Raw genomic sequence first — 25,954 nt, 5'->3', positions numbered from 1 at the left:
CCCTCACCCCAAAAAGCAAGTATTTATTGTTTTTATAAAGTATTGCTTGTGTATTCTATTCATCAAACAGGCAGGACGCCCACGAAGCAGCCACCTGTGGCATAAGAAGAACTGGATGATTCGATAAGCCATAGAAGTTCAAGCAATACTTACAATGAATGCTCCGCCGTGTGGAGAATCCCTTCCCAAAGTGATTTTTGGGGCGTGGTTAGCAGAGTCTAAGGATAGACACAGAGTCGCTGAGAAATTTGTGATCCTCACTTGTATAGGTGCAAATTTCAAACAGCGTCATCGTGCATTAACCGCGCCCAAAACTTACTAATGAGGATAGCCAAATGGAAAATATCATTATCTTGCCCAGAGGCAGCCGGTTGAGTTCCAAGATGTGCCATTATTTGGAATGTGGCGATCTGGTCACTCATCACCGTTTAGAAGAACATATTCGCCAGTCTGAAATAAGGAGCTGAACTTTGAAGAAATGTATTACTACGAGAATGCATGTGAAGAGTGTGAGACGTATTTTTATTTGCGCCAATATCAATCGAATCGCTGCAAGTTGATTCGAATGAGGGTTAGGTTGTTTCTTAGAAGGTTGAATAATAAATACAGGAGTAAATAAAAATGAATTTTCTGGATAAAAAAGAATTAGTTTCGAAAACAAAATTATCAATGACACAAGTTGATCGGTTAGAAAAGGCTGGTCTTTTCCCAACTCGATTTCCTTTAGTATCTCAAAAAGTCGTCTGGGATGCAGAGGAAGTAGAAAAGTGGATGAAAGCAGTAAGAGATCAAGCCAGAGAGCACAATCTGCAACCATCCACACAATCCACCTACAATATGCTTAGAGACGGTATGCTTCCTTTCAAGAATCAAGCATGTTAGCCCATTACTGTAACATATCCGCTCGCTGTACCGCATACTCAGCTTTGTTATATACCGACCTCACCCCATTCTGTTCATGAGCTAGACATTTTTCAATCCAATCTGTGTTAAATCCTAGTTCATGCAATAATGTTGAACCTGTGCGTCTGATGTCATGAACGGTGAAGCGTTCGAATTCATGCCCTTTTTTATTGATATGTTTTACAGTTGTGTCTATTACATTATTCAGTGTTGCATTAGACATATGACGCCGCAATTCGTAGCGAAGTGGCAAAACAAACTCTGATATGTTTTTAATGCGATAAATAGGTCTAGGGCTTGCTGTGATAGATACACATTATGAGGGCATCTGGCTTTCATTCTTCCCCATATTCCACCGGAAAAATCAATCTCGTCCCACTTAGCTTCGATTCGCTCACTTTTTCTAACCAATGTTAAAAAGACCAAACACACAGCGGCCTTAACACTTTGCATTGCTCCTATCTCATCCAATTCGTTGAGAAATATGCCTATCTCTTTTTGTGTCAATGTGCGAGTTCGTTCTTTAAAGGTGGCAATTGTTGATGCTCGAATATTTGCCGCTGGATTTTGAAAAGTTTCCCCTCTCGCTATAGCAAAATTATAAACCGACTGTATTATCTCTCTTGCCTGCAATGCTATAGCTCTAGTTCCTCTCTCTTTTATTTTTTCACATAAATCCCTGACCATGACGGTATTTATTTCAGTCATTAAATACCGTCCTAGTACTACAGCCGTAACTGCTCTGTAATCATAAGGTTATCCCTGCGGCGATAATGACATTGTTGTGCACAGTATTGGTGTCGTCGTCGCCAAGATGACCAATGTAAAACCTGTTCGACGGTCTCTCCGGCCTTTTCCATCAATTTTGACAACAGGTTACGCAGTTCCGCCACACTGAGGGCTATCAGCCCCGTCGGCGTTTTTTTTCTCCCGTCTCCGTAAGACCGCCAGAACCGCATGGGCCAGTAGCGATAAGGTAATGTGCCGATACCCGCTATGCCATTGCCGCACTTCATAATGATCCAGACCGCATTCTCCCTTCGTTTCTTCAAAACCACATTCCATTTTCCAGCGATAGCCTGCCACCTGAGCCAGGGTTTTCAGATCAGCCTGTTCTCGGCGCGCATACACAACCTAGTAAGCCCGTTCCTGTTTTTCATCCCGGCGGCGCCGGACCAGCAAATAATGGCCATATTCCCGGTCTTTCTCACTCCGTTGTAAGCGCCAGAGTGGCACCAAAACCCAGTCATACTGACGTTCGCCTTTCGCTCCCCGCCCCGCAGAATGTGGTTCCCATTGTGGAAGCGTCAGGCTGTCCACAATGTGGTCCGCTCTGCGATAGGCCGGCCCTTGCCACCACAACGGTTCATTCTTGGGGATCGCCAGTACAAAGGGTTGATATCGGGACTCCAGCCAACAGCGCAGGCGACGATCCTGACCATAAACGGCATCTGCCGTCACCCAGCGACAGGGCACACCGGCCTCTAATGCGCGTTCCAGCATCTGCCGGGCGAGTTGCGGTTTAGTGGCAAAGGTGATCGGGTCAGGAATACCCGCGGCTTCACAGCGAGGCCGGTCATCCGTTCAGGGTTTGGGCAGGTATAACGCCCGGTCAATAAAGGCATGACCGCCCTGACCGGCATAACAGAGAAAGACGCCTATCTGGCTGTTTTCGACGCGCCCGGCGGTGCCACTGTATTGACGCTGAACCCCGGCAGAATGCGTGCCTTTTTTGATAAAACCCGTTTCATCCACAATAAGTACACCCTGTTCATCGCCCAGATGTTCTGTCACATAATCCCGCAGAATATCGCGGGCGACGTCGACATCCCAATGAGCTCGCTCCAGCAGATGCTGAACGCCATCAGGCGTGCGTTCGCCTATCCATTCCGCCAGTTGCCAGCCATTTTTACGTTCAACGTCACTGAGCAGCCCCCGGAGATAAGCGAGGCTGCGTTGTTGTGGGCCGGGATGGTGAAACAAGGGAGCCAGACGGGTATAGAGTGAGAGAAGTGCCTGTTCCCAGGCATTGGTCGGTGAGTGCATTGAACACCTCCCCGTATTTTCAGGAAAAAAATGTCAGGGCTATCATGCCACAATGGGGCGTACGGCTGTAGTACTAATACCATCAGGATTTCTCTCTCCAATACCGACAGTTTCATCTTTCTTGTACTGTCAGCAAACTCAGCACTATCAAAATAAAGCTTGGCATAAACTGAAAATGTGTTTGATTTATCTTATAATTTTTTATCAGTTCTTTTTTTTGCGGATGGAGAATGGCCACCAGAAATCATTTTTTTGCTTCAATTAACATTTTTCTCGCTTCTGCCAGCGTAATACTGTCAGCATAACGGCATCCTTTTATTAATCTGATACCGTCAAAAATGTCATGCTGGTATGGTGAGGCTTGGTGAGATTTGGAAATAAAAAGACCCTGAAATCAGGGCCTTGACTATAAAATCATGGTGATTTGGTGAGGCTTGGGAAGGTTTTAGGTCATTCCCACTCAATGGTTGCTGGTGGCTTGCCGCTGATGTCATAAACTACCCGCGAGATACCATCAACTTCATTGATGATCCTGTTCGATACACGACCCAGGAAATCATATGGCAGATGCGCCCAATGAGCGGTCATAAAGTCAATGGTTTCTACCGCACGCAGGGAAACAACCCAGTCGTATTTACGGCCATCGCCCATAACGCCGACTGAACGAACCGGCAGGAATACGGTGAATGCCTGGCTGACTTTGTGGTACAGATCCGCTTTATGCAGTTCTTCAATGAAGATAGCATCAGCACGACGCAGCAGGTCACAATACTCTTTCTTCACTTCGCCCAATACGCGAACACCAAGGCCCGGACCCGGGAATGGGTGGCGGTACAACATCTCATAAGGCAGTCCCAGCTCCAGACCAATTCGGCGAACTTCGTCTTTGAACAGCTCTTTCAGCGGTTCAACCAGACCCAGTTTCATATCTTCTGGCAGGCCACCTACGTTGTGGTGAGATTTGATGACATGTGCGTTACCTGTTGCAGATGCCGCAGATTCGATCACATCCGGATAAATTGTACCCTGTGCCAGCCACTTGACCTGAGTTTGTTTCGAAGCTTCTTCATCAAATACGTCAATAAAGACGTGGCCGATGGTTTTACGCTTGGCTTCTGGTTCATCAATGCCAGCCAACACAGACAGGAAGCGATCTTCAGCTTTAACATGGATAATGTTCAGGTCAAATTTACCTGCAAACATCTCCATGACCTGATCCGCTTCGTTCAAACGCAACAAGCCGTTGTCAACGAAGACACAGGTCAGACGCTTGCCAATCGCACGATTCAACAGCAATGCCGTAACAGAGGAATCCACACCACCGGACAGCGCCAGAATCACTTGATCATCGCCAATCTGCGCACGCAGACGTTCTACGATATCGTCAATAATAGAAGCGGGTGTCCACAGTGCTTCACACTGACAGATATCCAGCACAAAGCGTTTCAGGATATTCAAGCCTTGATGGGTATGAGTCACTTCCGGATGGAATTGCACACCATAAAAACGTTTTTCGTCATTTGCCATAATGGCAAACGGACAAGTGTCGGTGCTGGCTACTGTGGTGAAATCATCGGGAATAGCGGTAACTTTATCGCCATGACTCATCCATACATCCAGCAAAGGTTTGCCGTCTTCACTCAGGGCATCTTGAATATCACGGAATAACTCACAGTTATTTTTGATCTCAACCTGAGCATAACCAAATTCACGTTCGTCAGAATTGGAAACCCGACCACCCAATTGCATGGACATGGTTTGCATGCCATAACAGATCCCCAACACAGGTACACCTGCGCTAAAGACATATTCTGGAGCGCGGGGGCTGTTGTGTTCCGTGGTACTTTCCGGGCCGCCAGAAAGGATGATTCCGCTTGGATTGAATTCGCGGATTTGCTCTTCGGTAACATTCCATGTCCAAAGTTCACAATAAACACCAATTTCACGAATGCGGCGGGCAATAAGCTGTGTATATTGCGAGCCAAAATCAAGGATCAGAACGCGATGCTTATGGATATTAGTTGTCATTTGAGGTGAATTCCCAAAACAAGTGGCAATTGAAAGATAAAAAAATCAGTGGCCCGATTGCGGGCCACTTTAAATAAATTACAGACCTAAACGGTAGTTTGGTGATTCTTTGGTAATCGTCACGTCATGAACGTGGCTTTCCTGAATACCCGCGCCACTGATGCGAACAAATTCTGCTTTAGTTCTCAGTTCGTCAATGGTTGCACAACCGGTCAGACCCATGCAGGAACGCAGGCCACCCATTTGTTGGTGAACGATGCTTTTCAGCAAGCCTTTATAAGCCACGCGACCTTCGATACCTTCAGGAACCAGTTTGTCAGCCGCATTATCAGTCTGGAAATAACGGTCAGAAGAGCCTTTGGACATCGCCCCCAGAGAACCCATTCCACGGTAAGATTTGAACGAACGGCCTTGATACAGCTCGATTTCTCCCGGAGATTCTTCGGTACCCGCCAGCATTGAACCGACCATGACACATGCCGCACCCGCAGCAATCGCTTTGGCGATGTCACCGGAGAAACGAATACCGCCGTCAGCGATAACCGGAATGCCAGTACCTTCCAGTGCTTCAACCGCATCTGCGATAGCCGTGATTTGAGGAACACCCACACCCGTTACGATACGGGTTGTACAAATGGAGCCAGGGCCGATACCCACTTTTACTGCGTTCACACCTGCGGCGACCAACGCTTTAGCACCTTCGCCAGTGGCGACGTTACCACCAATGATTTGCAGATCAGGATATTTGGCGCGGGTTTCACGAATGCGCTGCAAAACACCTTCAGAGTGACCATGGGAAGAGTCTATCAGCAGTACATCCACGCCCGCAGCGACCAATGCATCGACACGTTCTTCGTTGCCTGCGCCGGCGCCAACCGCAGCACCAACACGCAGACGACCCTGCTCATCTTTACACGCGTTTGGTTTACGCTCTGCTTTCTGGAAATCTTTCACCGTAATCATGCCAAGCAAGTGGAAGTCATCATCAACCACCAACGCTTTCTCGACACGTTGTTCGTGCATTTTCTGCAAGACAACTTCACGGGATTCGCCTTCTTTTACTGTCACCAGACGCTCTTTCGGCGTCATTACCGCCGTCACAGGCTGATCCAAATCAGTCACGAAACGCACATCACGACCGGTAATAATACCAACCAGTTCATTCGCTTCTGTCACAACAGGATAACCTGCAAAACCATTGCGTTCAGTCAGTTCATGAACTTCACGCAGCGTTGTTTGTGGCGTTACAGTAACAGGATCAGTCACAACACCGCTTTCATGTTTCTTCACGCGACTGACTTCTTCAGCCTGACGCTCAATTGACATATTTTTATGGATGAAGCCAATGCCCCCTTCCTGAGCCAGTGCGATTGCCAGTGAAGATTCCGTCACGGTATCCATGGCTGCTGAAAGCATAGGAACGTTCAGGCGAATAGTAGAGGTTAAGTGAGTAGACAAATCCGCTGTGTTAGGCAGGACTGTAGAATGGGCAGGAACCAACAGAACATCATCAAAAGTTAATGCTTCTTTTTTAATACGTAACATGGGCAATATCTCACCAAGCAATGGGGCAATAAGAGGGATAAAATATTGCCGCGGCATTATACAGGCCAAAACTGGTTGTCTCCAGCATTTTTTAAAAAAAATTCTTGATTAGTCATACAGGAAGATTAATATCAGTTAATTAAGTCTTTGTTTTAAAATTTGATCTAGCTCACATGTCACTACCTACCAATACCGGAGTTTTTTCTGTCAGCCGCCTAAATCAGACGGTTCGCCAGCTATTGGAGCTGGAAATGGGCAGAATTTGGCTTTCTGCCGAAATGTCCAATTTTTCTCAGCCATCATCAGGACATTGGTACTTCACATTAAAAGATGAACGAGCACAAATTCGTGCCGCCATGTTTCGCGGCCAAAATCTGAAGGCGACATTTCGCCCACAAAATGGGCAACAGGTATTGGTTCGGGCGCAAATCACCCTGTATGAACCCCGGGGTGACTATCAGTTAATTGTGGAAAGTATTCAACCTGCCGGTGATGGGTTGTTACAGCAACAATTTGAAGTGTTGAAGCAAAAACTCGCTGCTGAAGGTTTATTTGATCAAATTCATAAAAAACCCCTGCCCTCACCGGCAAAGCGACTTGGGGTTATCACCTCAGCCAGTGGTGCGGCCTTGCATGATATTCTCAATATTTTAAAACGCCGTGACCCCTCCCTGCCCATTATCATTTACCCTACTGCGGTTCAGGGTGCCGAAGCGCCATTACAGATTATTCGGGCGATTGAACTGGCAAATGCGCGGCAAGAGTGTGATGTTCTGATTGTCGGACGTGGTGGTGGATCACTTGAAGACTTGTGGTGTTTCAATGACGAACAGGTTGCACGGGCAATATTTCAGAGCCGTATTCCTGTTGTCAGTGCCGTCGGCCATGAAACAGATGTCACCATTGCGGATTTTGTCGCTGATTTACGTGCCCCGACACCTTCTGCGGCGGCAGAACTGGTCAGCCGCAATCAAATCGAGTTATTAAGACAAGTTCAGTCACTGGAACAACAGCTCGAAATGGCAATGGATTATTTCTTTGCCCAAAAACAACGAACATTCAGCATGTTGCAGCACCGTTTGCAACAACAAAGCCCTGATTTACGCTTGGCGCGCCAGAAACATCATTTGGCTGAGTTACGGCAAAAGCTGGTTGATAGCTTTTTATTCTGTTTAAAACAGCACTCAAATTCATACGAGAAATTAAATCAGCGATTGTTACAAACCCATCCTGAAAGGAAAATCCGGCATTATAGCCAGTCTATCCAGCAAATTGATTTTCGGTTGAAACAAGCCATTGAGCGGCAATTAGGACGTTATCGGGAAAAATTTGCGGTTTCCTGTTCGCGCCTGGAGGCAGTTAGCCCGCTGGCAACGTTGAGTCGCGGTTACAGTATCAGCGAAGCGCCGGATGGAACGGTGTTAAAGCAGGTTAAACAGGTGCAAGCCGGGGATACGCTGAAAACGCGGTTACAGGATGGCTGGGTTGAAAGTCAGGTGACACAAGTTAAAAAGACAAGAAAGAAACTCAGGTAATCAATCCCTCATAAATATAAACATGCTCAAATCTTAAGACTTGAGCATATTTTTTATATACCCAATGGATTTCAAGTTGCATCGCGGCGGCAAGAGAATGAATCTCCGGGAGCATAGATAACTATGTGACCGGAGTGAATGAGCGCAGCCAACAAAGAGGCAACTTGAAAGACGAAGGGTATAACTTATAATTCATCAGCCCTGACTTGTTCTCTAATGGCTCCATGCACTTCATTAAAATCAATTTCAGGATTTTGTTTGGCCAATACCTCGGTCAGTGCCTGAGAAAATGAGTGGGTTTCGATGGGAGGCAAATCGCTATTCCAATCAACAGCATTTGCCGGGCTATTTTCGTCATTCAGCAATGCACGGATAATATTGACATACTCCATCTGGCACTCAGCCCAATCCTCATCCGTTGATGCCCAAAACCAGCGCGTGAGTGCAAAGTGATACCACAGATTATCCCATCCGCCATAAATCCTCCGTAGCAATGGGGCAAGCATCAGTGTCCAGTTTTTCGCTTCCTGTTCCGAGATATATTGCAGTTTACATCCATTCAGACACAACATGCTGAAACGAACATAATCCCAAGCCAGATATTGAATATTCTGAATATCATTTTCATTGTTATACATCATGGTATAACGCCAAATAGTTTCTTGTTTATCAGATTCATTCATATCACTTTGCTGAATACCTGCCAGCATTTCATCAAATTCTAATTTTGATAATTCACTCAGCTCATCCCGCATCTTGTCATAATCAACAGCATGTCCCCTCACGAGCAAAGTAAATAGCTGGTAAACCAGATCACCGCGATTTTCAATACCCCAAGCAGATGCTAAACCACCATCATCTTCTTCTTGAGAATAATCATTGCAACTCCATCCATCAAAACAGGCATAAGGATTACAAAAGTATAACTCTTTGTTAAATGTTTAATGAGGTAATAAGCGATGGATTTGGTAGCAACAAAATTTAAACAGTCTGTTGGCAAGAATAGCGGTAATCCTTTACCACTATTGGATTTGATTTAAATTTTATTAGAAACGGACTTCTGCAGCTATAACATAGGTTCTGCCACGGGCTGTTCCTGGTATAGATTCGACTTCATCCATCTTTGGCAATGAATTCATACGATTCAGTGCATCAGAATAATTTCTATTTGTTACATTTTGCACTGAAAATTCTAACGTTATATGCTTATTGATATTATATATACCGTACAAATCAATAATAGTTGGTATTTTACTTTGTTTTACCGTTTCACCCTTATAACCTTCTTCATCACTTATCGCCGCATAAGAATATGTACGATAAGTAGCGCCAGTATATTTTACAATAGCCCCGACAGCTAATTTTTCGTCTAAAAAGCGAACTCCGGTATCTGCAGAAATTAACCGCTCTGGTAACTGAGAATGTGAACCCGCACCAAAATCTACCATCGCAATTGAGATTGGTTGTTCCGTTTTTTGCTGACTATAAGATAAATTACTAAAAAATACGCCTGCATCATAAGTTGCAGAAACTTCATATCCACGCATTCTGACTGGCGTCAAGCTATTGGTATAGATATACATTTTAACATCAGAATCTATTTCCCCCCAATCCGCATCAGCTAATGAGCCATCGTATTTACAAGGGTTTTTATATGAACATAATAAATATGCATCACTAATGATATAATCTTTTATTTTGGAATGGAAGAAAGCAGCCTTTAATCTAAATTCATCCCCTTCCACAATTAAATTAGGGCGATAACTATTAAAGCCAATTTGGTAAGTATCAGCTTTTTCTCCTTTCAAAAAGGGATTCATAGAAGCCCCTCCTTCATTGGAGTAAAATATTTCCTGAACATTTGGCGCTCTCATTGAATGAGAATAACTGACAAACGGCTGGAATTCAGGAATAATCTCTGCTGAGAACAAAAGGTTTGGGTTAAAACCACTTTCTTTCAAATTTATCTGTGATTCACCTTGTGGGAAACATTCCATTTTATCCTCACAAGCAGGCTTTAATCCCTTAACATTATAATTTAGATAGTTGAATCCCAAATTAGCTGTATAAATACCATGCTCTATTTTCATGCTGCTATAAACACTGGAAATATCTTGTTTTCCACTTGGGGAAAAGACATTATTTTCCTTAATTTCCCCATCTTTCTTTGCATCCTTCGCATTTGTACTTATCGTTTTGCTATAATTAGTACTCATCAATTTGCTTCCTAAAGTGAAAGCAAAGTCAGTTTCACCATAATTGAATCGACTAGTATTTTTGATATCAATTGCATCAGATTTATTTTTTGATTCACTTTTACCCAGCACACCTATTGCTCTATTGTCAAAACGTTGTTGACCATTGCTCGTACTAAGCATGATCTTGGTATCAACCAATTCAGTAAATGGTGTATAATGATATTTCAAATAATAATCATAGCTGTCAAAATGACGCTTGTTAAATTTATTGTGATAAAAGCGGCTACTTAATTCTAAGTCATGGAAATCATTAGGCTTAATGTTTACCTTTAACAACTGGGAATTTGGTTTTTGTTTAAATGTTTTATCTGTACCAAATTCTTCACTGCTGATGCCTTCTGCATTTTTATAATGTGCTTTGACATCATGCCCGCTGTGAGCAAACATGGCCCCCAGAGAACCTTCTGAACTGAATGCTCGCATCTTTCCTGCAACAGCAACCATGCCATTTCGGTCAGTACCGTTATTACCATATCTCCATTTCGAGAGAACACCCAAATGATTACCATCAAATATGACATCATCTACACCAATAGTACGGAAATTGGCACTTCCAGCTAATGCATTGACGGAATCAGAATCATCAGCTTGTCCACGGGAAATATCAGTGCGGACAATAAAATTTGAATCAATTAATGCACCAAATTCATTATTTGGCTGTGCTCCATGTGAGTATTCACTTGGTGACGTACCATAAAAACTCTGGCTAACACCATCCACCATCATGTTCACTCGGCCGAAGCCACTCAAACCGCGGATATTGACACTGACGGCCCCTACTCCCTGACTTGCATCCATTTGGGTATAAGTTCCCGGCAAGGTACGCAATACACTATCAATAGATTGCAACTTATTATCGTCGCCCACAGAGCTATAAGCCCCGGGTTTTTCCATGGCTTCAATCTGTGGAGAGTTATTATCCTGAGCACCAGAAACTTTCAGGCTGCTGAATCGCATGACTTTCTCTTTTTTATCGTCATTTGTATTTTCAGCATAAGCGATCCCCTGAAGCCCAATTAATACAGCGCTGGCTCCAGCTATTTTTGCCACAATTTTCATTAACCCTATCCTAAAAAATAATATTTATTGCTGCTCATATAGCTTCATGAGTTTATGTAATAAATGCCCATGATACTGATGAAAAATCATCAGTATCATGGGTAATAATTAAATATTCTATTAATTTTTTAATTCTGGAAAATAAGTCTTTGCATCATCCAACATTAATAAAAAACTATAATCAAAAGCGATATCATTTATACGGTTAAAGCGTCCTTGTTTTCCACCATGGCCGGTATCCATGTTGGTTTCCAATAATAAAAGGCTATTACCTTGTTTCATTTCTCTTAATTTCGCTACCCATTTTGCAGGTTCCCAATATTGTACTTGAGAATCATGCAAACCTGTTGTCACCAATAAATGAGGATAGTGCTGATGTTTAATATTGTCATAAGGGCTATAAGATTTAATTAAGGCATAATCTTCTTTATTATTTGGATTGCCCCACTCTTCATATTCACCTGTTGTTAATGGAATGGAGGGATCAAGCATCGTGGTCAGCGCATCGACAAAAGGAACTTTTGCAATGACACCACGGTATAATTCCGGAGCCTGATTAATTACCGTCCCCATCAACAACCCCCCTGCGCTTCCTCCTTCCGCATAGACGCGCTTACTATTGCCATAACCATCGGCAATTAATTTTTGGGTTGCATCAATAAAATCGTGGAAGCTGTTCATTTTGTTCCCGAGTTTACCTTGCAGATACCAGTTTTTGCCTAAATCACCACCGCCACGTACATGGACTAATGCATAGACAAATCCGCGATCCAATAAGCTAAGCAGTGCTGAGCTGAAATACGGGTCCATGCTGATACCGTAAGAACCATAACCATAAATGAGTATCGGGTTCTCACCTTTTTTGAACAAAGACTTGCGATACACCAAGGAAACAGGAACTTCCACGCCATCACGGGCTTTTACCCAGATACGTTGGCTTTCATAGTTATCTTTGTTGAAACCCTTCACTTCCTGCTGTTTCAGCAACTCACTCTCAGCTGTTTGCATATTCCATTGAAATACGGAACTGGGTGTTGTCATGGAAGAATAGCTATAGCGCAAGAAATGGGTATCCGGTTCTGGGTTATAGTCTAATGATGCCATGTATGCCGGATCATCAAACTGAACGCGTTTTTCCTGCTTGGTGTTCCAATCAATCTGCCGGATGGACGACAACCCTTTCGAACGCTCCTGCACAACCAGCCAGTTGTTAAATAACGCAAAATCTTCCAGATCTGTATTTTCCTGAGGCGCAATCACGGTTTCCCAAGGTTGATTAACAGCATCTGTGCGGTACAAACCAAACAGTGGGCTTTCATGGTTGGAACGAATGTAAAATTGCCCACGGAAGTGATCGAGATCATATTCGCGGCCCGCCTGACGGGCTGAGAAAATTTGCGGCTCTGATTGCGGTTTATTGGCGTCAATCAACCGATATTCTGACGTTGAATAACTCTCGCTCGAAATCAAAATGTAATCAAGTGAGGTACTTTCTGAAATGGACAGATAAAAGCGATCATCCTCTTCCTGATAAACTTTTTTATCTTGTTGGGTATCTGAGCCATATTGATGACGGAATAACTGATAAGGCAGCAATGTTTGTGGATCTCTGCGCACATAAAACAGGGTATTGCCATCGTTGGCCCACACAATATTGCCAGACGTATTTTCTATGACATTGTTCTGCCATTCGCTATCCGCAATGTTCTTAAATGAAATATGAAAGTTGCGACGACCCTGAGTATCTTCTGCCACGGCTATCCGCTTGTTGTCCAGGGTAACCGCAAATCCACTAATCTGATAAAACTTATGGCCTTTGGCCCGCTCATTCCCATCCACCATGACTTGCCAGTCTGTGGAATTATCAACCGGTCTGCGCTGGTAGATAGGAAAGTCTTTTCCTGCTTCGTATACGGTACGATAAACATACCCGTTATAGGTATAAGGAGCTGACTGATCTTCTTTACTCATTCTGTCAGTCATTTCTTTGTACAAGGTATCGCGCAATTCCTGACCCGATTCCAGCATCTGCTTGGTATATTGATTTTCAGCTGTCAGGTAATCGATGACTTTTTTATCCTGACGATTGTCATCACGCAGCCAGTAATAATTGTCGATGCGAGTATCCCCGTGCATCTCCATTTGATGGGGCTGTTTTGTCGCCGTCGGTGGTATCATATTTTTCTCCATTGCGATTGTGGCAAAATTAGTACTCAACAAACTACCACCCAGCAAAAAACCAAGCATCATTCTTTTGCTGCCCACGATATTTTTTTTATTTGACCTGATCTTATTTGGCAAGAAGGTCGTTTTATACTGTGACATGCCATCAATCCTGTATTTTTATTGAGATAAATAAAAATCTATTGGCAGCTCAACTAATACCCTGCCATTCGTCAAAATAGTTTCAGGAGGTACAGGCAAAGGTTGCGCCCTTTCCAATACCATCTTTGCTTCCCTGTCTAGTGAGTTAGTCCCTGAGCGTCGGGTTAATTCACTGTCAATGACAGCACCAAACTGATCAACAGTGAATTTAACGATAGGACGTCCTGTTCGTTTTCTTCTCTGTGCATCCGCTGGATATTTTTTGTAGCGGTTCAAGTGGCCGGCGACTTCGGCCTGCCAAACTGCCCGGGCATTCTCCACCGCGTCAGAATTACTTTCATAAGACGCGGCAATGCGGCCAGTAATATTCTCCGCCTTTACACTACTGGTTGTTGGTGCAACACTACTGCGAGATTTTTCGCTCTCTTGCTCTTCTGCTTTTACTCGCTTAACCGGTTGTGTTTTTTTAGGCGCATCTTGTTCTTTTTGCTTTTCCTTTTGTTTTTTCACCAGCAACAGTGCATTTTCATTTACGGCTAATTTAGGCATGTTGACTTCATCAACCTTACTTTCCTGTTGCTTGTTGGCGACAGACAGTTGCTGCTCAATGCCAACCGGCTGATTTTGTACCTTGTTTATTGCTTCTGTCTGCAATGACAGCTCTACCATAACAGCAGGAGGCGGCATAACTTCTTCAATATCAAGATGTTTTGGTTTGTAGACAAGCCAACCTACGACCAGAGCATGAACTGTGAGCGCAGCAATAAAGGATTTTGTCACATGACCTTTGTGAGCATTTTGATACGTGTTGTACGTCAACATCTCTTAATAGCACATTATGTCAATAATAAAAGGATGGGAATGATAATCAATTGCATATATAAATGAAAACTATTTTTATTTATTAGTTATGCACTGCCTTGTGATAACTACTATTATTTGGTTATTTTTTTATCCACTTTCGGGGTAAACCAGACAAAATCAGCGTATTCGTGATTCAAAGCCACTCCCTGTTCCGCAATAACAAATACGACCAGTTTTTCATTCGGTGCCATTTTTTTTATATGTTGAGGTATTCCCATTGCTTTTACGGCATGGTATCCCCCCACAAATAACAACGCGGGTGATGGCGCTTTAATCAATTGTTCAGCCATTCGTTGATCGCGCATCTGTTGAATTTTGCTCATGGCAGACAAATGGGATTCGTCAATTTCTTTGCCACCATGGGAATTTTTGATTGTTTGATCGATAAGTTGTTTAACTTCATCAGAAACCAACGACGTTCTGTCCCCAGCATTATGATTTTTATAGGCTTGATCAATTTCATTACGATCTAGATTTGCAGCCAACAATGGATAAGGTGATTTCATTAACTCCATCACTAATTCACCATACCATCCCCACGGCCAGCCTTGTTGCCAAGCCAGTAATTGCTCGACTCGTTCACTTTTGACAATCGGATTGCCCTGCAGCCAGCTTTTTACTTTATTGACCTTTTCTTGCTGGTTAGGATTAATCATTTCCAACAGTACAGAACCATGAGGGCGTTTCTTCTCCAGTTGCTGCACTAGCCACAATTCAATCTGATGGTGATAAGGATTGTCATGTTTTTCACCAACAATAATGCGAGGGTAATTTTTCAGCTGCTCAAGCAATTCATCAGCAGTGATTGCTTTACCTGTTTTCATATCGATTAATGCACCAGATTGCATTAACTCGTCAGGGAGAGATTGATATACCTTTTGAGAGGTATTTTTGATGCTGTTTGATGGTTCAACGCAACCACTCAATACAAAGCCGCCCAATAAAAGGGAGCAAGCAAAAAAAGTCGATTTTATGCGGGTAGATGTTTGCATATGTATTCATTATCAAAAGAAAAATTTCCCGCATATTATAGATAATGAGAATCATTTACAAATAAAAATACCCTGTCGACGATACCACCAACAGGGTATATATGACGGCATTCCGATCTCATACCTGACATCGGAACGCAGCAGACATCAGTTACAGAGGCGTTGTTTGTGCCTCAACTGCTGCCAATGCCACCATATTCACGATACGGCGCACAGAAGCAATCGGGGTAAGGATATGAACAGGTTTAGCCACACCCATTAACACCGGCCCTACGGTGACCCCATCTGAACTGGTGACACGCAACAGGTTATAGCTGATGCGTGCTGCTTCCATATTTGGCATGATCAGCAAATTCGCGGAGCCTTTCAACGGGCTGTCCGGCATAATGTCACGCCGGATGCTTTCCACCAAAGCAGCATCGCCGTGCATTTCACCATCAATTTCCAATGAGGGTGCCATTTGCTGAACCAATTCCAGCGTCTTGCGCATTTTCTCCGCAGAGCTGCAATCAGAAGAGCCAAAGCTTGAGCGTGACAGCAACGCAACTTTAGGTTCTATACCGAAACGACGAACAGTTTCAGCCGCCATCAGTGTAATTTCCGCCAGCTCTTCCGGGCTTGGATCATCATTGACATAGGTATCCGCAATAAAGGTGTTCCCCATCGGCAACAGCAACGCATTCATTGCACCCGCGGTATGTACGCCATGACGGAAGCCAAAGACATCCTTCACAACCTGGTAATGCTCGCTATAACCGCCAACGGTGCCGCAAATCAGGCCATCTGCCTCACCACGGTGTACCATAATTGCACCAATCAGTGTCGGGTTGCCAATCACTGTACGGCGGGCCTGTTCCGGAGAAACACCACGGCGTTTCATCATTTGATAGTATTCCTGCCAGTATTCTTTGAAGCGTGGGTCATTTTCATTATTGACCACTTCAAAATCTCTGCCGGCTTCAATATGCAGACCCTGTTTTTTAATCCGCATTTCAATGACACTCGGGCGACCAATCAGAATCGGAAATGCCAATCCAAGGGAAACAAGCTCTTGCGTTGCATGCAATACACGAATGTCTTCCCCTTCAGCCATTACAATGCGTTTTTTCTCTTTTTTGGCTTGAGCAAAAATCGGCTTCATAAACAAGTTGGTTTTATAAACAAACTCGTTGAGCTTCTCAATATATGCACCAAAATCTGCAATAGGCCGTGTCGCAACACCGGAGTCCATCGCCGCTTTTGCTACTGCCGGCGCAATCTTCACAATCAGGCGGGGGTCAAACGGTTTTGGAATAATATAATCAGGGCCGAAGAACAAATCCTGATCGCCATAGGCTGAAGCCACTTCTTGGCTTTGTTCTGCCAATGTCAAATCTGCAATTGCATGTACACAGGCAAGTTTCATTTCTTCATTGATGGTCGTCGCACCAACATCCAAAGCACCACGGAAGATGAACGGGAAGCAAAGAACGTTATTGACCTGATTAGGGAAATCGGAACGACCAGTACAAATAATGGCATCAGGGCGAACTGCTTTTGCCAATGGCGGCAAAATTTCTGGCTCTGGGTTGGCCAATGCCATAATGAGCGGAGATTTTGCCATGGTTTTGACCATATCCTGAGTCAGTACTCCTGGGCCGGAACAACCGAGGAAAATATCCGCATCAGGGATCACATCCGCCAAAGTACGGCTGCCATTGTCTTCAATCGCATAGTCCGCTTTGGTTTTTTCCATATTTTCTTCGCGGCCGCGATAAATAACCCCCTTTGAGTCACAAACGGCAATATTTTCCCGTTTCAGCCCCAATGCGACCAGCAGGTTCATACAAGCGATTGAAGCTGCGCCGGCGCCGGAGACAACCATGCGTACTTTACTGATATCTTTATTAACAACCCGTAATCCATTCAATACCGCAGCAGTGCAGATGATTGCGGTGCCATGCTGGTCATCATGGAATACAGGGATTTTCATGCGTTCCCGGAGCTTTTGTTCAATATAGAAACATTCCGGTGCCTTGATATCTTCCAGGTTAATGCCACCAAAAGTGGGTTCCAATGCGGCAATGATATCAATTATCTTATCGGGATCAGCTTCATCCACTTCAATATCAAAAACATCAACCCCTGAGAATTTTTTGAACAAAACCCCCTTTCCTTCCATAACAGGTTTACCGGCCAATGCACCAATATTACCCAGTCCCAAGACAGCACTGCCGTTAGAGATAACGGCAACAAGGTTACCGCGGGCAGTGTATTTATAGGCTGCTAAAGGATCTTTAGCTATTTCAAGGCAAGGCGCTGCAACACCGGGGGAATAGGCCAATGCCAAATCACGTTGTGTCGTCAGGGGCTTTGTTGGCGTAACTGTTATTTTTCCTGGCTGTGGAAACTCATGAAAATCAAGGGCACTTTGTTTTAACTTTTCGTCCATTATTTGATCCTTTACGCGTCATGTCGAAGTATGAAAATCTGCCCAGTATAATAGTTACGGGAGGTTAAATCATGACGTTAACAGCATTTTATGCATAATCTTTAAAATGAGGACGCAAAAACAAACAAAAAATGCACTTACATTAACCAATATTATATAATTATTATCTTATTGATACCCATAGAGAGGTATTTAATAGTCAATTCATCATCTGATAAATTAATTAAATGAGTATTTTAAAATCAGCATTTAAAATAAGTTTACAAAATCAAAAATTAATATATAAAATATTCCCTTAAATTTATTTAGAAAATTATTGGCAATTAAGGAAAAACATTTTCTTATGGAAATGAAATTTATTCCATCTGAGTGCTTAAACTTGTTTGCGATATTTTTATTTTTATATCAGGATATATTTTTAGAATCTCATTAGAGATGATTCAATATACCTCATAAAAATCACATAGCAATTTAACATAAAGCAGAATCCTGCCTTCTATGTTTTATAAGACATAAAATCTGCATTTCTATATGGGAGAAAGAACATGCATAACCATTCAGTCATGATAGTAGATGATCATCCTATCATTCGTCACGGTTTAAAGGGGTTGATAGAATTAGAACGTGAACTCATTGTGACTGCTGAAACCAACAACGGTGAAGATGCTATTAATATCGCCTGCCAGATAAAGCCTGACATTATTTTGATAGATTTGAAAATCCACGGCCTTTCAGGAATTGATACTATTAAGTCTCTTCGCCGCAAAGGACTTGACTCCTATATTTTGGTGCTCTCTGATTCAGAGCATCGTGGCGATATTTATGATGCAGTTGATGCGGGTGCAAATGGCTATTTATTAAAAGATATTGAACTCACCCCCTTGTTGAGTAACATAAAAAAAGCCGCAGATGGTCATGCAGTGTTCAGTGAGAAAGTCTACCAATATTTATCAACCCGTCATCTTTATGTCGATCCTTTATCCAAGTTAACCAAACGTGAATTGGATGTTTTAAAAGAAATTTCGGAAGGCATGACTAATAAAGAAATTGCCGATTTCCTTTTTATCTCAGAAGAAACCGTGAAGGTTCATACCCGTAACTTATTGAAAAAACTTAAGTCTCGATCCCGTCTTGAAGCCACAATCATCTACCTGAAGCACAGGAAAACTGAATTCATTTAACATTGGGCCATGTCTCAGTTCTTCAATAACAACACAATTTCCCTAAGTTCTCTCTGCGGGAAATTGTGGGTTACTAAAAACAGTCAATAAATAGTAAGATAAATTAAATAAATGATAATATTATTTACTATTTATTTAATTTATTATTTCCGTATACAACATATGCCTCTCTGGATAAAATCACAAATTTCCCGCATTATGTCGGATATGTAAAACATGACCAAGGATCTCATTATGTCAGATGCATCTTCTCGCAAAAATTTCATTCTCTACGGTATCAAAAATTGCGATACCATAAAAAAAGCGCGCCGCTGGTTAGAAGAGCAAGAGATCCCCTATCAGTTTCACGATTACCGCATTGATGGGCTATCCCCTGAATTACTTCAATTATTTATTGAACAAATAGGATGGGATGCCTTACTGAACACCCGCGGTACAACCTGGCGCAAATTGTCTGACGAGCAAAAAACGACAATTAATGATGCAGAATCCGCCAAGGCTCTGATGTTAGAGCAACCTTCAATCATAAAACGCCCAATCTTGAGATCGGAATCAACAGATTCAGTAACAGAAAAATATTTACTTGGCTTCAAGGCCGAACAATATCAACAATTTTTCTCACACGACTAAAGAGGGCTGCATTATGGTTTGTCCAGTCATTGATCTTGCTCAGCAGTTAATCAAACGTCCTTCTGTCAGCCCTGATGACCAAGGTTGCCAAGAAATTCTCATTCAACGCCTACAAAAAATTGGCTTTACAATAGAGATGATGCCTTTTGGGGATACGTTGAATTTCTGGGCTTATCGAGGAACAGGGGAAACTTTTGCCCTTGCAGGACATACTGACGTTGTTCCTGCCGGTGATATCTCTCAATGGCAATCACCTCCTTTTGAGCCCGCTATCCGAGATGGGATGCTATATGGCCGTGGTGCCGCAGATATGAAAGGCTCTTTGGCCGCCATGGTTGTCGCAGCTGAACGCTTTGTCGCAGAGCACCCGGATCATAAAGGTCGTTTGGCTTTCCTGATCACCTCAGACGAAGAAGCGTGTGCCGTTAATGGAACCGCCAAGGTCGTTGAAACTCTCATGTCCCGCCATGAACGTCTGGATTACTGTCTGGTAGGCGAACCCTCCAGCCAGAAATGCCTTGGTGATGTCATTAAAAATGGGCGCAGGGGCTCTCTCACCGCGACGTTGACTATTTTTGGCATTCAAGGGCATGTTGCCTATCCTCAACTGGCAGATAACCCAATTCACCATTCGTTGCCTTTCTTGCAGGAATTGGTCAATACCAAATGGGATGAGGGTAACGAATCTTTCCCAGCCACAAGCATGCAAATCGCCAACATTAACGCAGGAACGGGCAGCAATAACATTATTCCGGGAAAACTGATCGTTCAGTTTAATTTTCGTTTCAGCACTGAGCTGACAGATACTGAAATCCGCCAACTGGTTGAAGCCATGCTGAAAAAACATGAGCTTAAATATGAAATCAGTTGGTGGCTGTCGGGTCAGCCTTTCCTGACACCAAAAGGCTCTCTCGTTGATGCTGTCGTTGAATCCATTGAACAACATTGTGGGTTTAAACCTGAGCTTTCAACCAGCGGAGGAACATCTGATGGGCGCTTTATTGCCAAAATGGGATGTCAGGTTGTTGAGCTAGGGCCAATCAATGCAACTATTCATAAAACGAATGAATGCATCAGCGTCTCCGATTTACAGTCGCTGAGCCTGATTTATCAACGTATTATGGGGCTATTAATCAAATGATTACTCCTGAAGTCCTGACTGGCCTGTCTACAGAGCATCTCGTGACTTTGTCCGGTAATCATCGTTTGCAATTCAATGCAACCAAGGCATTTCTTGCCATGCAAAAAGATGCCATGAGCGCGGGATTTAAATTGCAACCTGCCAGTTCATTCCGTGATTTTACTCGTCAGCAAACTATCTGGAATGAAAAGTTTCGTGGTCAGCGCCCTGTATTGGATGACAACAGCCAGCCCCTTGATATTTCGAAAATGGATGACGGTGAGCTTTGTGGAGCCATTCTCCGGTGGTCTGCCTTACCCGGTGCCAGCCGCCATCATTGGGGAACCGATCTGGATGTTTATGACCCTTTCCTGCTGCCACGGGATAAAACGCTGCTATTAGAGCCATGGGAATATGAAAACGGCGGTTATTTTGAGCCATTGACTCACTGGCTGACAGAGAATATGTCCCGTTATGATTTCTATCGCCCATTCACTCACCATGACGCGGGAGTAGCCTATGAACCCTGGCACATAAGTTATTGGCCTATATCCCACGAAGCAGAGCATCAATTTAATGAGCAAATATTGCTGAATGCCTGGCAAGATCGTGATATCGCCGGCATCAACTGGTTAAAAACAAATCTAACCTATGTATTTGATAAATATATTAGGGGCATCACCGGATAATTAGCTGGATTGGATAAAAAGCCGCTATCGGGCTTTTTATCCCCCGAGGAAAACATAATGCATTGGCTGATAGACTATTGGTGGGTCGTTCTATTAGTACTCATCGGCATTATCATTAATGCGGTAAAAGCACTAAATCGTGTCGACCAAAAATATTTCCTGGATAACAAACCAGAACTTCCCCCACATCGTGATTTCAACGATCAATGGGATAATGAGGACGATTGGCCTCAACAGAACAAGAAGAAATCACCGGACAAGGAGAAATAACCCATTCTTCCCACGCATTGGCAAGTATTTCATCAATGCTTGCCAACGCCTGAACGGTTTCATCCCGCCAACACTGCAATAACGCCTTGCGACCACTTAACGATAAATCAGACACACATTGTTCGATGTCGATATTTTGCTGAAGATGCTTCCTCAATGCAGGTAAAGGCAAATCACTTGTTAACAACAGCCGCTGCAATGCAAAATAAGATGCAGATAAAGGACGGTGGGCAAATCCAAAGCCCGCCAACTCCAGCCAATCACAACGATCTAACCTTTCATCATCATGACGGGAAACTGGCAGGGTAAAGCCCATCAGGGTTTCCAATCCACGAGCATTACGAGACAATTGCCACTGCGCTGAGCGGGCAAGATGTTGACCTTGTTCGCTCAATGGCAGAATAGCCATTGCGGCATAGCAACCGCTACTTGCTTCCCGGTGCGTGCCGATCCGGATCAATTGAAAACCACATTTTTGCCATAATGCCCAGAGTTCATCGGTATAACCAAAACTGACAGACAAAAAATCCAGGCCACGTTTACACGCTTCCTGAGCCTGCTGAGTGATGAGGTACTGTGCAATGCCACGGCGACGGTATTGTGCCTGTACTGCAATTCGACTGACTCTTTGTGAGCGCAATATGGCAGCCTGTGGAAAACCACCGTGGGCCGCCAAAGACTGAGCAACAAGATTCCCTCTCGGCCGGCGACGCCCCGCCCATATTTCATGTGCCAGCGCCGGCGTCAAATCACCTTCATTCACCATCCACAGCGCGCCTGTCAATTGTGGTTCTTCCATTGGGGAATGAGACATCGCTGCAAGAAATGTCATTCCATTTCCATCCAGCAACCTGCGTAAATCAAGGGGTGATGTGCGATAATGCGCACTTGTCAATAATCCATAAAATTGGCGCAATAATGTGGGATGTTGTAACCACATTGACTGAGATATGGTATTGAGGCTCAGTGCTTCTTCAAAATTACGTCCAGATAATTCCCCGCCAAATAGCCGCGGTTTATTCAATTGCCATTGCTCACCAAACAATAAAGCACTATCCAGCCAGCGTTCCAAAGGGTCATTTTCAGCCCAGCGCATGGGCGTTTTCAATTCCCGCATATGGCATTCAGGTAATGTAGCGCAGAATTTCAATACAAAACCCCGCCCTGTTCCTTCATAACCCTGAACCGTTGAGGTCAGTAAAACCCGTGGAAAGTAATGGATCAGTTCAGCCAGCAAAGGGGTCGGAATAGCCGCTGCTTCATCGATCAACAGCCAATCAACATGATCATTCTGCCCATGTTTTTTCTGCCGGCAATATTTCAGCAAATGATCAACTGCCCAGAATGGTGTTTCTTGTCCGTCTTTATCCGGTCCAGAACATTCAGTGATCCCAGAATAACGCCGGATAACTTCTGTAGCGACTTTGGCGGGAGCACATAACCAACATTTGCCTTGACAAAATCGCACCAACATACCTGCCAGAGCGGATTTCCCCCGGCCTCTCGGCGCAGTAACAACCCAAACGCCATGTGAGGTGCGCGATAACTCATCCAGAATAGCTTGCTGGCTTTCCGTGGGGCTTCCGTCCGGCATTTGCCAAGATCCCGTTTCAGGCAAAGGCTGAAGCTGAAATTTTGTGCCTTGTCGCCACAGCAATACGTCAGGAAATGCAAGGATATGCCGCTGAAGATGTCGGATGAAATTAGGTGTCGGAATAACGCCGTTGGATTCATTCCAGCGTAAACTATCATCATCCGATTGCACCGGCCATTGTGACCAAACCGGAACCCGCATAACCAGCCAGCTTCCCGCTTTTAATGTGCCAGCCAGTATCGCCAATGCTTCCGCATTAAAACCACCCGTCGCATCAAAAACACCATGCAGAAATTCACGCCCCAACAAACTCACTGCTTTTGTCGGCTGAATTTTTGTCGGCTCAGCCGGATCTACCCCATCAGGAGAAACCGTTAGCCAATCTCCCTGAAACTGTTTTTTCAGATGGGCAACTATCGATTCGCTCCATTCCGGTTCACCACTTAATACAACCAACCGTCGCTGCCCTTGCCGCTGCATCTGAGCCTGTAATGTCATCCATTCGCTATCCGGCATCATGGCTGGCTCCGTCATGACTTACCGATCATGAGTGACAAAATACCTGCCGCAATCAATGGCCCTACCGGCACACCCCTGAATAAGGCAACACCCAATATTGTACCGACCAATAAGCCCGCAACAGTAGAAGGTTGCGAAGACATTAAAGCAACGCCACGGCTTCCCAACCATGACACAATAACGCCAACAACAATGGCCAATAATGATTTCCAGCTTAAAAAAGAATTAAAAATTTCCTGTACAGAAATTTTCCCACTTGCAATAGGAGACATGACACCCACGGTCAACACTAAGATACCTATTGTTAAACCATACTTTTCAACCCAGGGAAAAAACTGATTCAATGGTGTAATACGCACAATCAACAGGAATAACATAGCCAGAGTCACTGTTACGTTATTGCTGATGATACCAAGCCCGGCCAACACAAGTAAGATAAGTAAAGTGGGATCAATATGGCTCATGAATTCTAATTTCCTACAAACAAAATTTGATGCTTTTTAAAATTGATGTTTTCTACAGCAAACAACCGGCTTTCTGATATTGAACTGAATAATAACTTAAAATCCCGGTATCTAATCAAAAATTTTATATTCACCGCAAGAATACTTATCCGCAATTACATTCATATACGAAACAAATAATAATAAATGCAGCATAAAACAAATTTTTCTTGTATTTTAAAAGCTAATACACAACATTTTTTTACTTAAGGTGAATGCGGAAAGATTGCAGGTATATCTGACAAACAGATGCGTTCGTATCGAAAATATGAAAAAAATAATTCTCTTGGCCATATTAGGCACATTAACAAGTGGTTGTACCACGCAATGGGTTCCTGCCAGTACAAACCCTATTCCCTTTAATCAGGCACAAACAGAATGCTCTGGCGAATCGATAGAACAATACCCGGTAAAAAATGAAGTTGCCCAAAGATCAACTCTCAAGACCGTGCAACAACCTTGCGTAAATGGTGTCCAATGTGGCAAAAACGGTTATTACATGCAAAGCATTCCCATGACAGAAAGCTATGTAATGGACGTTAATGAAAATTCAAGAAGTCAATATTTCTACAGTTGCATGCAACAAAAAGGCTGGAAACAAAAAATTAAATATCTCCTCTAATTCTTCGCAAAGATGCCCTGATAATACTAGGGCATCTTTGTATTTCTCGGCTCAAAAAGCTAAGTAATCGTTTGCGCCATTAATCCAAAATAACGCCAATACGGCGTGCCACTTCTTCATATGCTTCAATCAAGCCACCAAGGCTTTGGCGGAAGCGGTCTTTATCCATTTTATCCATCGTCTGTTTGTCCCATAAGCGACTGCCATCGGGTGAAAATTCATCTCCCAATACAACCTGCCCTTTGAACAAGCCGAATTCCAATTTGAAATCCACCAGGATCAAACCGGCATCATCAAATAACTTGCTCAATACTTCATTGGCTTTGTAACTCAAACGTTTCATTTCTGCCAAATTCGCCTTGCTCACCCAACCGAATGTTTCACAATAGGATTCATTCACCATCGGATCATGTTTGGCATCATCTTTCAAAAATAGATCAAACAGCGGAGGGTCCAGCAACATTCCTTCTTCCACCCCCAAACGCTTCACGAGAGAGCCCGCTGCACGATTGCGGATGACACACTCCACAGGCACCATGTCGAGCTTTTTCACCAAAGATTCATTGTCTGACAATAACCGTTCCATTTGTGTCGGGATACCTGCTTCTTCCAGTTTGCTCATCACAAAATGGTTGAATTTGTTATTTACCATCCCCTTGCGCTCAAACTGTTCGATACGTTCACCATCCAATGCTGATGTATCATTGCGGAATTCTAGAACAAGCAAATCTGCATTATCAGTGGCATACACTGTTTTGGCTTTTCCACGATACAATTCAGCTTTTTTCTGCATGTTACACTCCAGAGATGTAATATCTTCAATCATAAAAATTAAACAAA

Annotated in this window: 20 protein-coding genes and 3 pseudogenes; 9 read left to right on the top strand and 14 right to left on the bottom strand. The window is 43.6% G+C overall.

All coding sequences use genetic code 11. The annotated features are described in order from the left end of the window. Positions 1–335 precede the first annotated feature (335 nt). Together Xsze_RS23125 and Xsze_RS14830 are read left to right on the top strand one after the other, a co-directional pair. Positions 336–467, top strand: a complete 132-nt coding sequence (locus Xsze_RS23125) for a hypothetical protein (protein WP_255296558.1) — start codon at positions 336–338, stop codon at positions 465–467. 154 nt (positions 468–621) lie between these two features. After that, a complete protein-coding gene (locus Xsze_RS14830; RefSeq protein ID WP_038234044.1) occupies positions 622–882 on the top strand; it encodes a helix-turn-helix transcriptional regulator in 261 nt (86 codons plus the stop codon). Between the two features lie 4 nt (positions 883–886). On the opposite strand, the gene Xsze_RS23350 is transcribed toward Xsze_RS14830, so the two are convergent. The 5 genes and pseudogenes from Xsze_RS23350 to guaB all read right to left on the bottom strand — a co-directional run bounded on the left by Xsze_RS23350 (position 887) and on the right by guaB (position 6,522). Beyond that, positions 887–1,126, bottom strand: a complete 240-nt coding sequence (locus tag Xsze_RS23350; RefSeq protein ID WP_051462257.1) for a tyrosine-type recombinase/integrase — start codon at positions 1,124–1,126, stop codon at positions 887–889. After that, a pseudogene (locus Xsze_RS14825) lies at positions 1,108–1,617 on the bottom strand (tyrosine-type recombinase/integrase); the annotation flags it as partial. The gene Xsze_RS23350 and the pseudogene Xsze_RS14825, both read right to left, overlap by 19 nt. A 162-nt stretch (positions 1,618–1,779) precedes the next feature. Continuing rightward, a pseudogene (locus tag Xsze_RS14820) lies at positions 1,780–2,949 on the bottom strand (IS701 family transposase). 450 nt (positions 2,950–3,399) lie between these two features. Continuing rightward, positions 3,400–4,977 carry a glutamine-hydrolyzing GMP synthase gene (guaA, locus tag Xsze_RS14815; protein WP_038238934.1) on the bottom strand — a complete coding sequence of 526 codons (1,578 nt, stop codon included), beginning with the start codon at positions 4,975–4,977 and terminating at the stop codon, positions 3,400–3,402. A gap of 78 nt (positions 4,978–5,055) precedes the next feature. Next, positions 5,056–6,522 (bottom strand): IMP dehydrogenase, encoded by a 1,467-nt coding sequence (guaB, locus tag Xsze_RS14810; RefSeq protein ID WP_038239007.1) that lies wholly within the window; start codon positions 6,520–6,522, stop codon positions 5,056–5,058. A gap of 173 nt (positions 6,523–6,695) precedes the next feature. Between guaB and xseA the strand changes: the two genes are divergently transcribed. Then, positions 6,696–8,057, top strand: a complete 1,362-nt coding sequence (gene xseA / locus Xsze_RS14805; RefSeq protein ID WP_038238936.1) for an exodeoxyribonuclease VII large subunit — start codon at positions 6,696–6,698, stop codon at positions 8,055–8,057. Between the two features lie 185 nt (positions 8,058–8,242). On the opposite strand, the pseudogene Xsze_RS14800 reads toward xseA, so the two are convergent. From Xsze_RS14800 to maeB, 6 genes and pseudogenes are all read right to left on the bottom strand, one after another. Continuing rightward, positions 8,243–8,893: pseudogene (locus Xsze_RS14800) on the bottom strand (DUF1266 domain-containing protein); the annotation flags it as partial. A gap of 210 nt (positions 8,894–9,103) precedes the next feature. Then, positions 9,104–11,374, bottom strand: coding sequence for a TonB-dependent receptor domain-containing protein (locus Xsze_RS14795; protein WP_038238938.1), 2,271 nt, complete (start codon positions 11,372–11,374; stop codon positions 9,104–9,106). Positions 11,375–11,494: 120 nt separating this feature from the next. Then, positions 11,495–13,564, bottom strand: a complete 2,070-nt coding sequence (locus tag Xsze_RS14790; protein ID WP_244431799.1) for a S9 family peptidase — start codon at positions 13,562–13,564, stop codon at positions 11,495–11,497. 153 nt (positions 13,565–13,717) lie between these two features. After that, entirely contained in the window at positions 13,718–14,521 is an 804-nt protein-coding gene (locus Xsze_RS14785) for an energy transducer TonB (RefSeq protein ID WP_038238940.1), read from the bottom strand. Positions 14,522–14,634: 113 nt separating this feature from the next. Next, positions 14,635–15,555 carry a ChaN family lipoprotein gene (locus Xsze_RS14780; protein WP_038238942.1) on the bottom strand — a complete coding sequence of 307 codons (921 nt, stop codon included), beginning with the start codon at positions 15,553–15,555 and terminating at the stop codon, positions 14,635–14,637. Between the two features lie 151 nt (positions 15,556–15,706). Next, complete coding sequence (gene maeB / locus Xsze_RS14775; RefSeq protein ID WP_038238944.1) at positions 15,707–17,986, bottom strand: NADP-dependent oxaloacetate-decarboxylating malate dehydrogenase; 2,280 nt, start codon at positions 17,984–17,986, stop codon at positions 15,707–15,709. A 545-nt stretch (positions 17,987–18,531) separates the two neighbouring features. On the opposite strand from maeB, the gene Xsze_RS14770 reads away from it, so the two are divergent. The 5 genes from Xsze_RS14770 (at position 18,532) to Xsze_RS14750 (ending at position 21,876) form a co-directional block, all read left to right on the top strand. After that, positions 18,532–19,167 carry a response regulator gene (locus tag Xsze_RS14770; protein WP_038238947.1) on the top strand — a complete coding sequence of 212 codons (636 nt, stop codon included), beginning with the start codon at positions 18,532–18,534 and terminating at the stop codon, positions 19,165–19,167. A gap of 234 nt (positions 19,168–19,401) precedes the next feature. Further along, the gene (locus Xsze_RS14765; protein WP_038239012.1) at positions 19,402–19,797 is read left to right on the top strand and encodes an ArsC family reductase; all 396 of its coding nucleotides are present in this window, start codon (positions 19,402–19,404) and stop codon (positions 19,795–19,797) included. A gap of 13 nt (positions 19,798–19,810) precedes the next feature. Beyond that, positions 19,811–20,938, top strand: coding sequence for a succinyl-diaminopimelate desuccinylase (dapE, locus tag Xsze_RS14760; RefSeq protein WP_038238949.1), 1,128 nt, complete (start codon positions 19,811–19,813; stop codon positions 20,936–20,938). Further along, positions 20,935–21,606 carry a M15 family metallopeptidase gene (locus Xsze_RS14755; RefSeq protein ID WP_038238952.1) on the top strand — a complete coding sequence of 224 codons (672 nt, stop codon included), beginning with the start codon at positions 20,935–20,937 and terminating at the stop codon, positions 21,604–21,606. Before dapE ends, Xsze_RS14755 begins: the two co-directional genes overlap by 4 nt. Positions 21,607–21,663: 57 nt before the next feature. After that, complete coding sequence (locus Xsze_RS14750; protein ID WP_071991790.1) at positions 21,664–21,876, top strand: YpfN family protein; 213 nt, start codon at positions 21,664–21,666, stop codon at positions 21,874–21,876. Here Xsze_RS14750 and Xsze_RS14745 read toward each other — a convergent pair. Further along, complete coding sequence (locus Xsze_RS14745) at positions 21,803–23,989, bottom strand: tRNA(Met) cytidine acetyltransferase TmcA (RefSeq protein ID WP_038239014.1); 2,187 nt, start codon at positions 23,987–23,989, stop codon at positions 21,803–21,805. The two genes, Xsze_RS14750 and Xsze_RS14745, sit on opposite strands and share 74 nt — an antisense overlap. An 11-nt stretch (positions 23,990–24,000) precedes the next feature. Next, a complete protein-coding gene (locus Xsze_RS14740; RefSeq protein WP_038238954.1) occupies positions 24,001–24,453 on the bottom strand; it encodes a DUF441 domain-containing protein in 453 nt (150 codons plus the stop codon). Between the two features lie 307 nt (positions 24,454–24,760). Between Xsze_RS14740 and Xsze_RS14735 the strand changes: the two genes are divergently transcribed. Then, positions 24,761–25,114, top strand: a complete 354-nt coding sequence (locus Xsze_RS14735) for a hypothetical protein (RefSeq protein WP_038238956.1) — start codon at positions 24,761–24,763, stop codon at positions 25,112–25,114. A 79-nt stretch (positions 25,115–25,193) separates the two neighbouring features. On the opposite strand, the gene purC is transcribed toward Xsze_RS14735, so the two are convergent. After that, on the bottom strand, positions 25,194–25,907 hold the full coding sequence (gene purC / locus Xsze_RS14730; RefSeq protein ID WP_038238957.1) for a phosphoribosylaminoimidazolesuccinocarboxamide synthase: 714 nt from the start codon (positions 25,905–25,907) through the stop codon (positions 25,194–25,196). Between the last annotated feature and the right edge of the window lie 47 nt (positions 25,908–25,954).

The organism is Xenorhabdus szentirmaii DSM 16338 (assembly GCF_002632585.1).
GTDB lineage: Bacteria > Pseudomonadota > Gammaproteobacteria > Enterobacterales > Enterobacteriaceae > Xenorhabdus > Xenorhabdus szentirmaii.
The sequence above is the reverse complement of the archived record's forward strand: the minus strand, read 5'-3'. Positions and strand labels throughout refer to the sequence as shown.

Excerpts from the sequence above, each read along its gene's own strand:
- Xsze_RS23125 (WP_255296558.1), top strand. The coding sequence starts at position 336 with ATGGAAAATATCATTATCTTGCCCAGAGGCAGCCGGTTGAGTTCCAAG.
- Xsze_RS14830 (WP_038234044.1), top strand. The coding sequence starts at position 622 with ATGAATTTTCTGGATAAAAAAGAATTAGTTTCGAAAACAAAATTATCA.
- Xsze_RS23350 (WP_051462257.1), bottom strand. The coding sequence starts at position 1,126 with ATGTCTAATGCAACACTGAATAATGTAATAGACACAACTGTAAAACAT.
- guaA (WP_038238934.1), bottom strand. The coding sequence starts at position 4,977 with ATGACAACTAATATCCATAAGCATCGCGTTCTGATCCTTGATTTTGGC.
- guaB (WP_038239007.1), bottom strand. The coding sequence starts at position 6,522 with ATGTTACGTATTAAAAAAGAAGCATTAACTTTTGATGATGTTCTGTTG.
- xseA (WP_038238936.1), top strand. The coding sequence starts at position 6,696 with ATGTCACTACCTACCAATACCGGAGTTTTTTCTGTCAGCCGCCTAAAT.
- Xsze_RS14795 (WP_038238938.1), bottom strand. The coding sequence starts at position 11,374 with ATGAAAATTGTGGCAAAAATAGCTGGAGCCAGCGCTGTATTAATTGGG.
- Xsze_RS14790 (WP_244431799.1), bottom strand. The coding sequence starts at position 13,564 with ATGGAGAAAAATATGATACCACCGACGGCGACAAAACAGCCCCATCAA.
- Xsze_RS14785 (WP_038238940.1), bottom strand. The coding sequence starts at position 14,521 with ATGTTGACGTACAACACGTATCAAAATGCTCACAAAGGTCATGTGACA.
- Xsze_RS14780 (WP_038238942.1), bottom strand. The coding sequence starts at position 15,555 with ATGCAAACATCTACCCGCATAAAATCGACTTTTTTTGCTTGCTCCCTT.
- maeB (WP_038238944.1), bottom strand. The coding sequence starts at position 17,986 with ATGGACGAAAAGTTAAAACAAAGTGCCCTTGATTTTCATGAGTTTCCA.
- Xsze_RS14770 (WP_038238947.1), top strand. The coding sequence starts at position 18,532 with ATGCATAACCATTCAGTCATGATAGTAGATGATCATCCTATCATTCGT.
- Xsze_RS14765 (WP_038239012.1), top strand. The coding sequence starts at position 19,402 with ATGTCAGATGCATCTTCTCGCAAAAATTTCATTCTCTACGGTATCAAA.
- dapE (WP_038238949.1), top strand. The coding sequence starts at position 19,811 with ATGGTTTGTCCAGTCATTGATCTTGCTCAGCAGTTAATCAAACGTCCT.
- Xsze_RS14755 (WP_038238952.1), top strand. The coding sequence starts at position 20,935 with ATGATTACTCCTGAAGTCCTGACTGGCCTGTCTACAGAGCATCTCGTG.
- Xsze_RS14750 (WP_071991790.1), top strand. The coding sequence starts at position 21,664 with ATGCATTGGCTGATAGACTATTGGTGGGTCGTTCTATTAGTACTCATC.
- Xsze_RS14745 (WP_038239014.1), bottom strand. The coding sequence starts at position 23,989 with ATGATGCCGGATAGCGAATGGATGACATTACAGGCTCAGATGCAGCGG.
- Xsze_RS14740 (WP_038238954.1), bottom strand. The coding sequence starts at position 24,453 with ATGAGCCATATTGATCCCACTTTACTTATCTTACTTGTGTTGGCCGGG.
- Xsze_RS14735 (WP_038238956.1), top strand. The coding sequence starts at position 24,761 with ATGAAAAAAATAATTCTCTTGGCCATATTAGGCACATTAACAAGTGGT.
- purC (WP_038238957.1), bottom strand. The coding sequence starts at position 25,907 with ATGCAGAAAAAAGCTGAATTGTATCGTGGAAAAGCCAAAACAGTGTAT.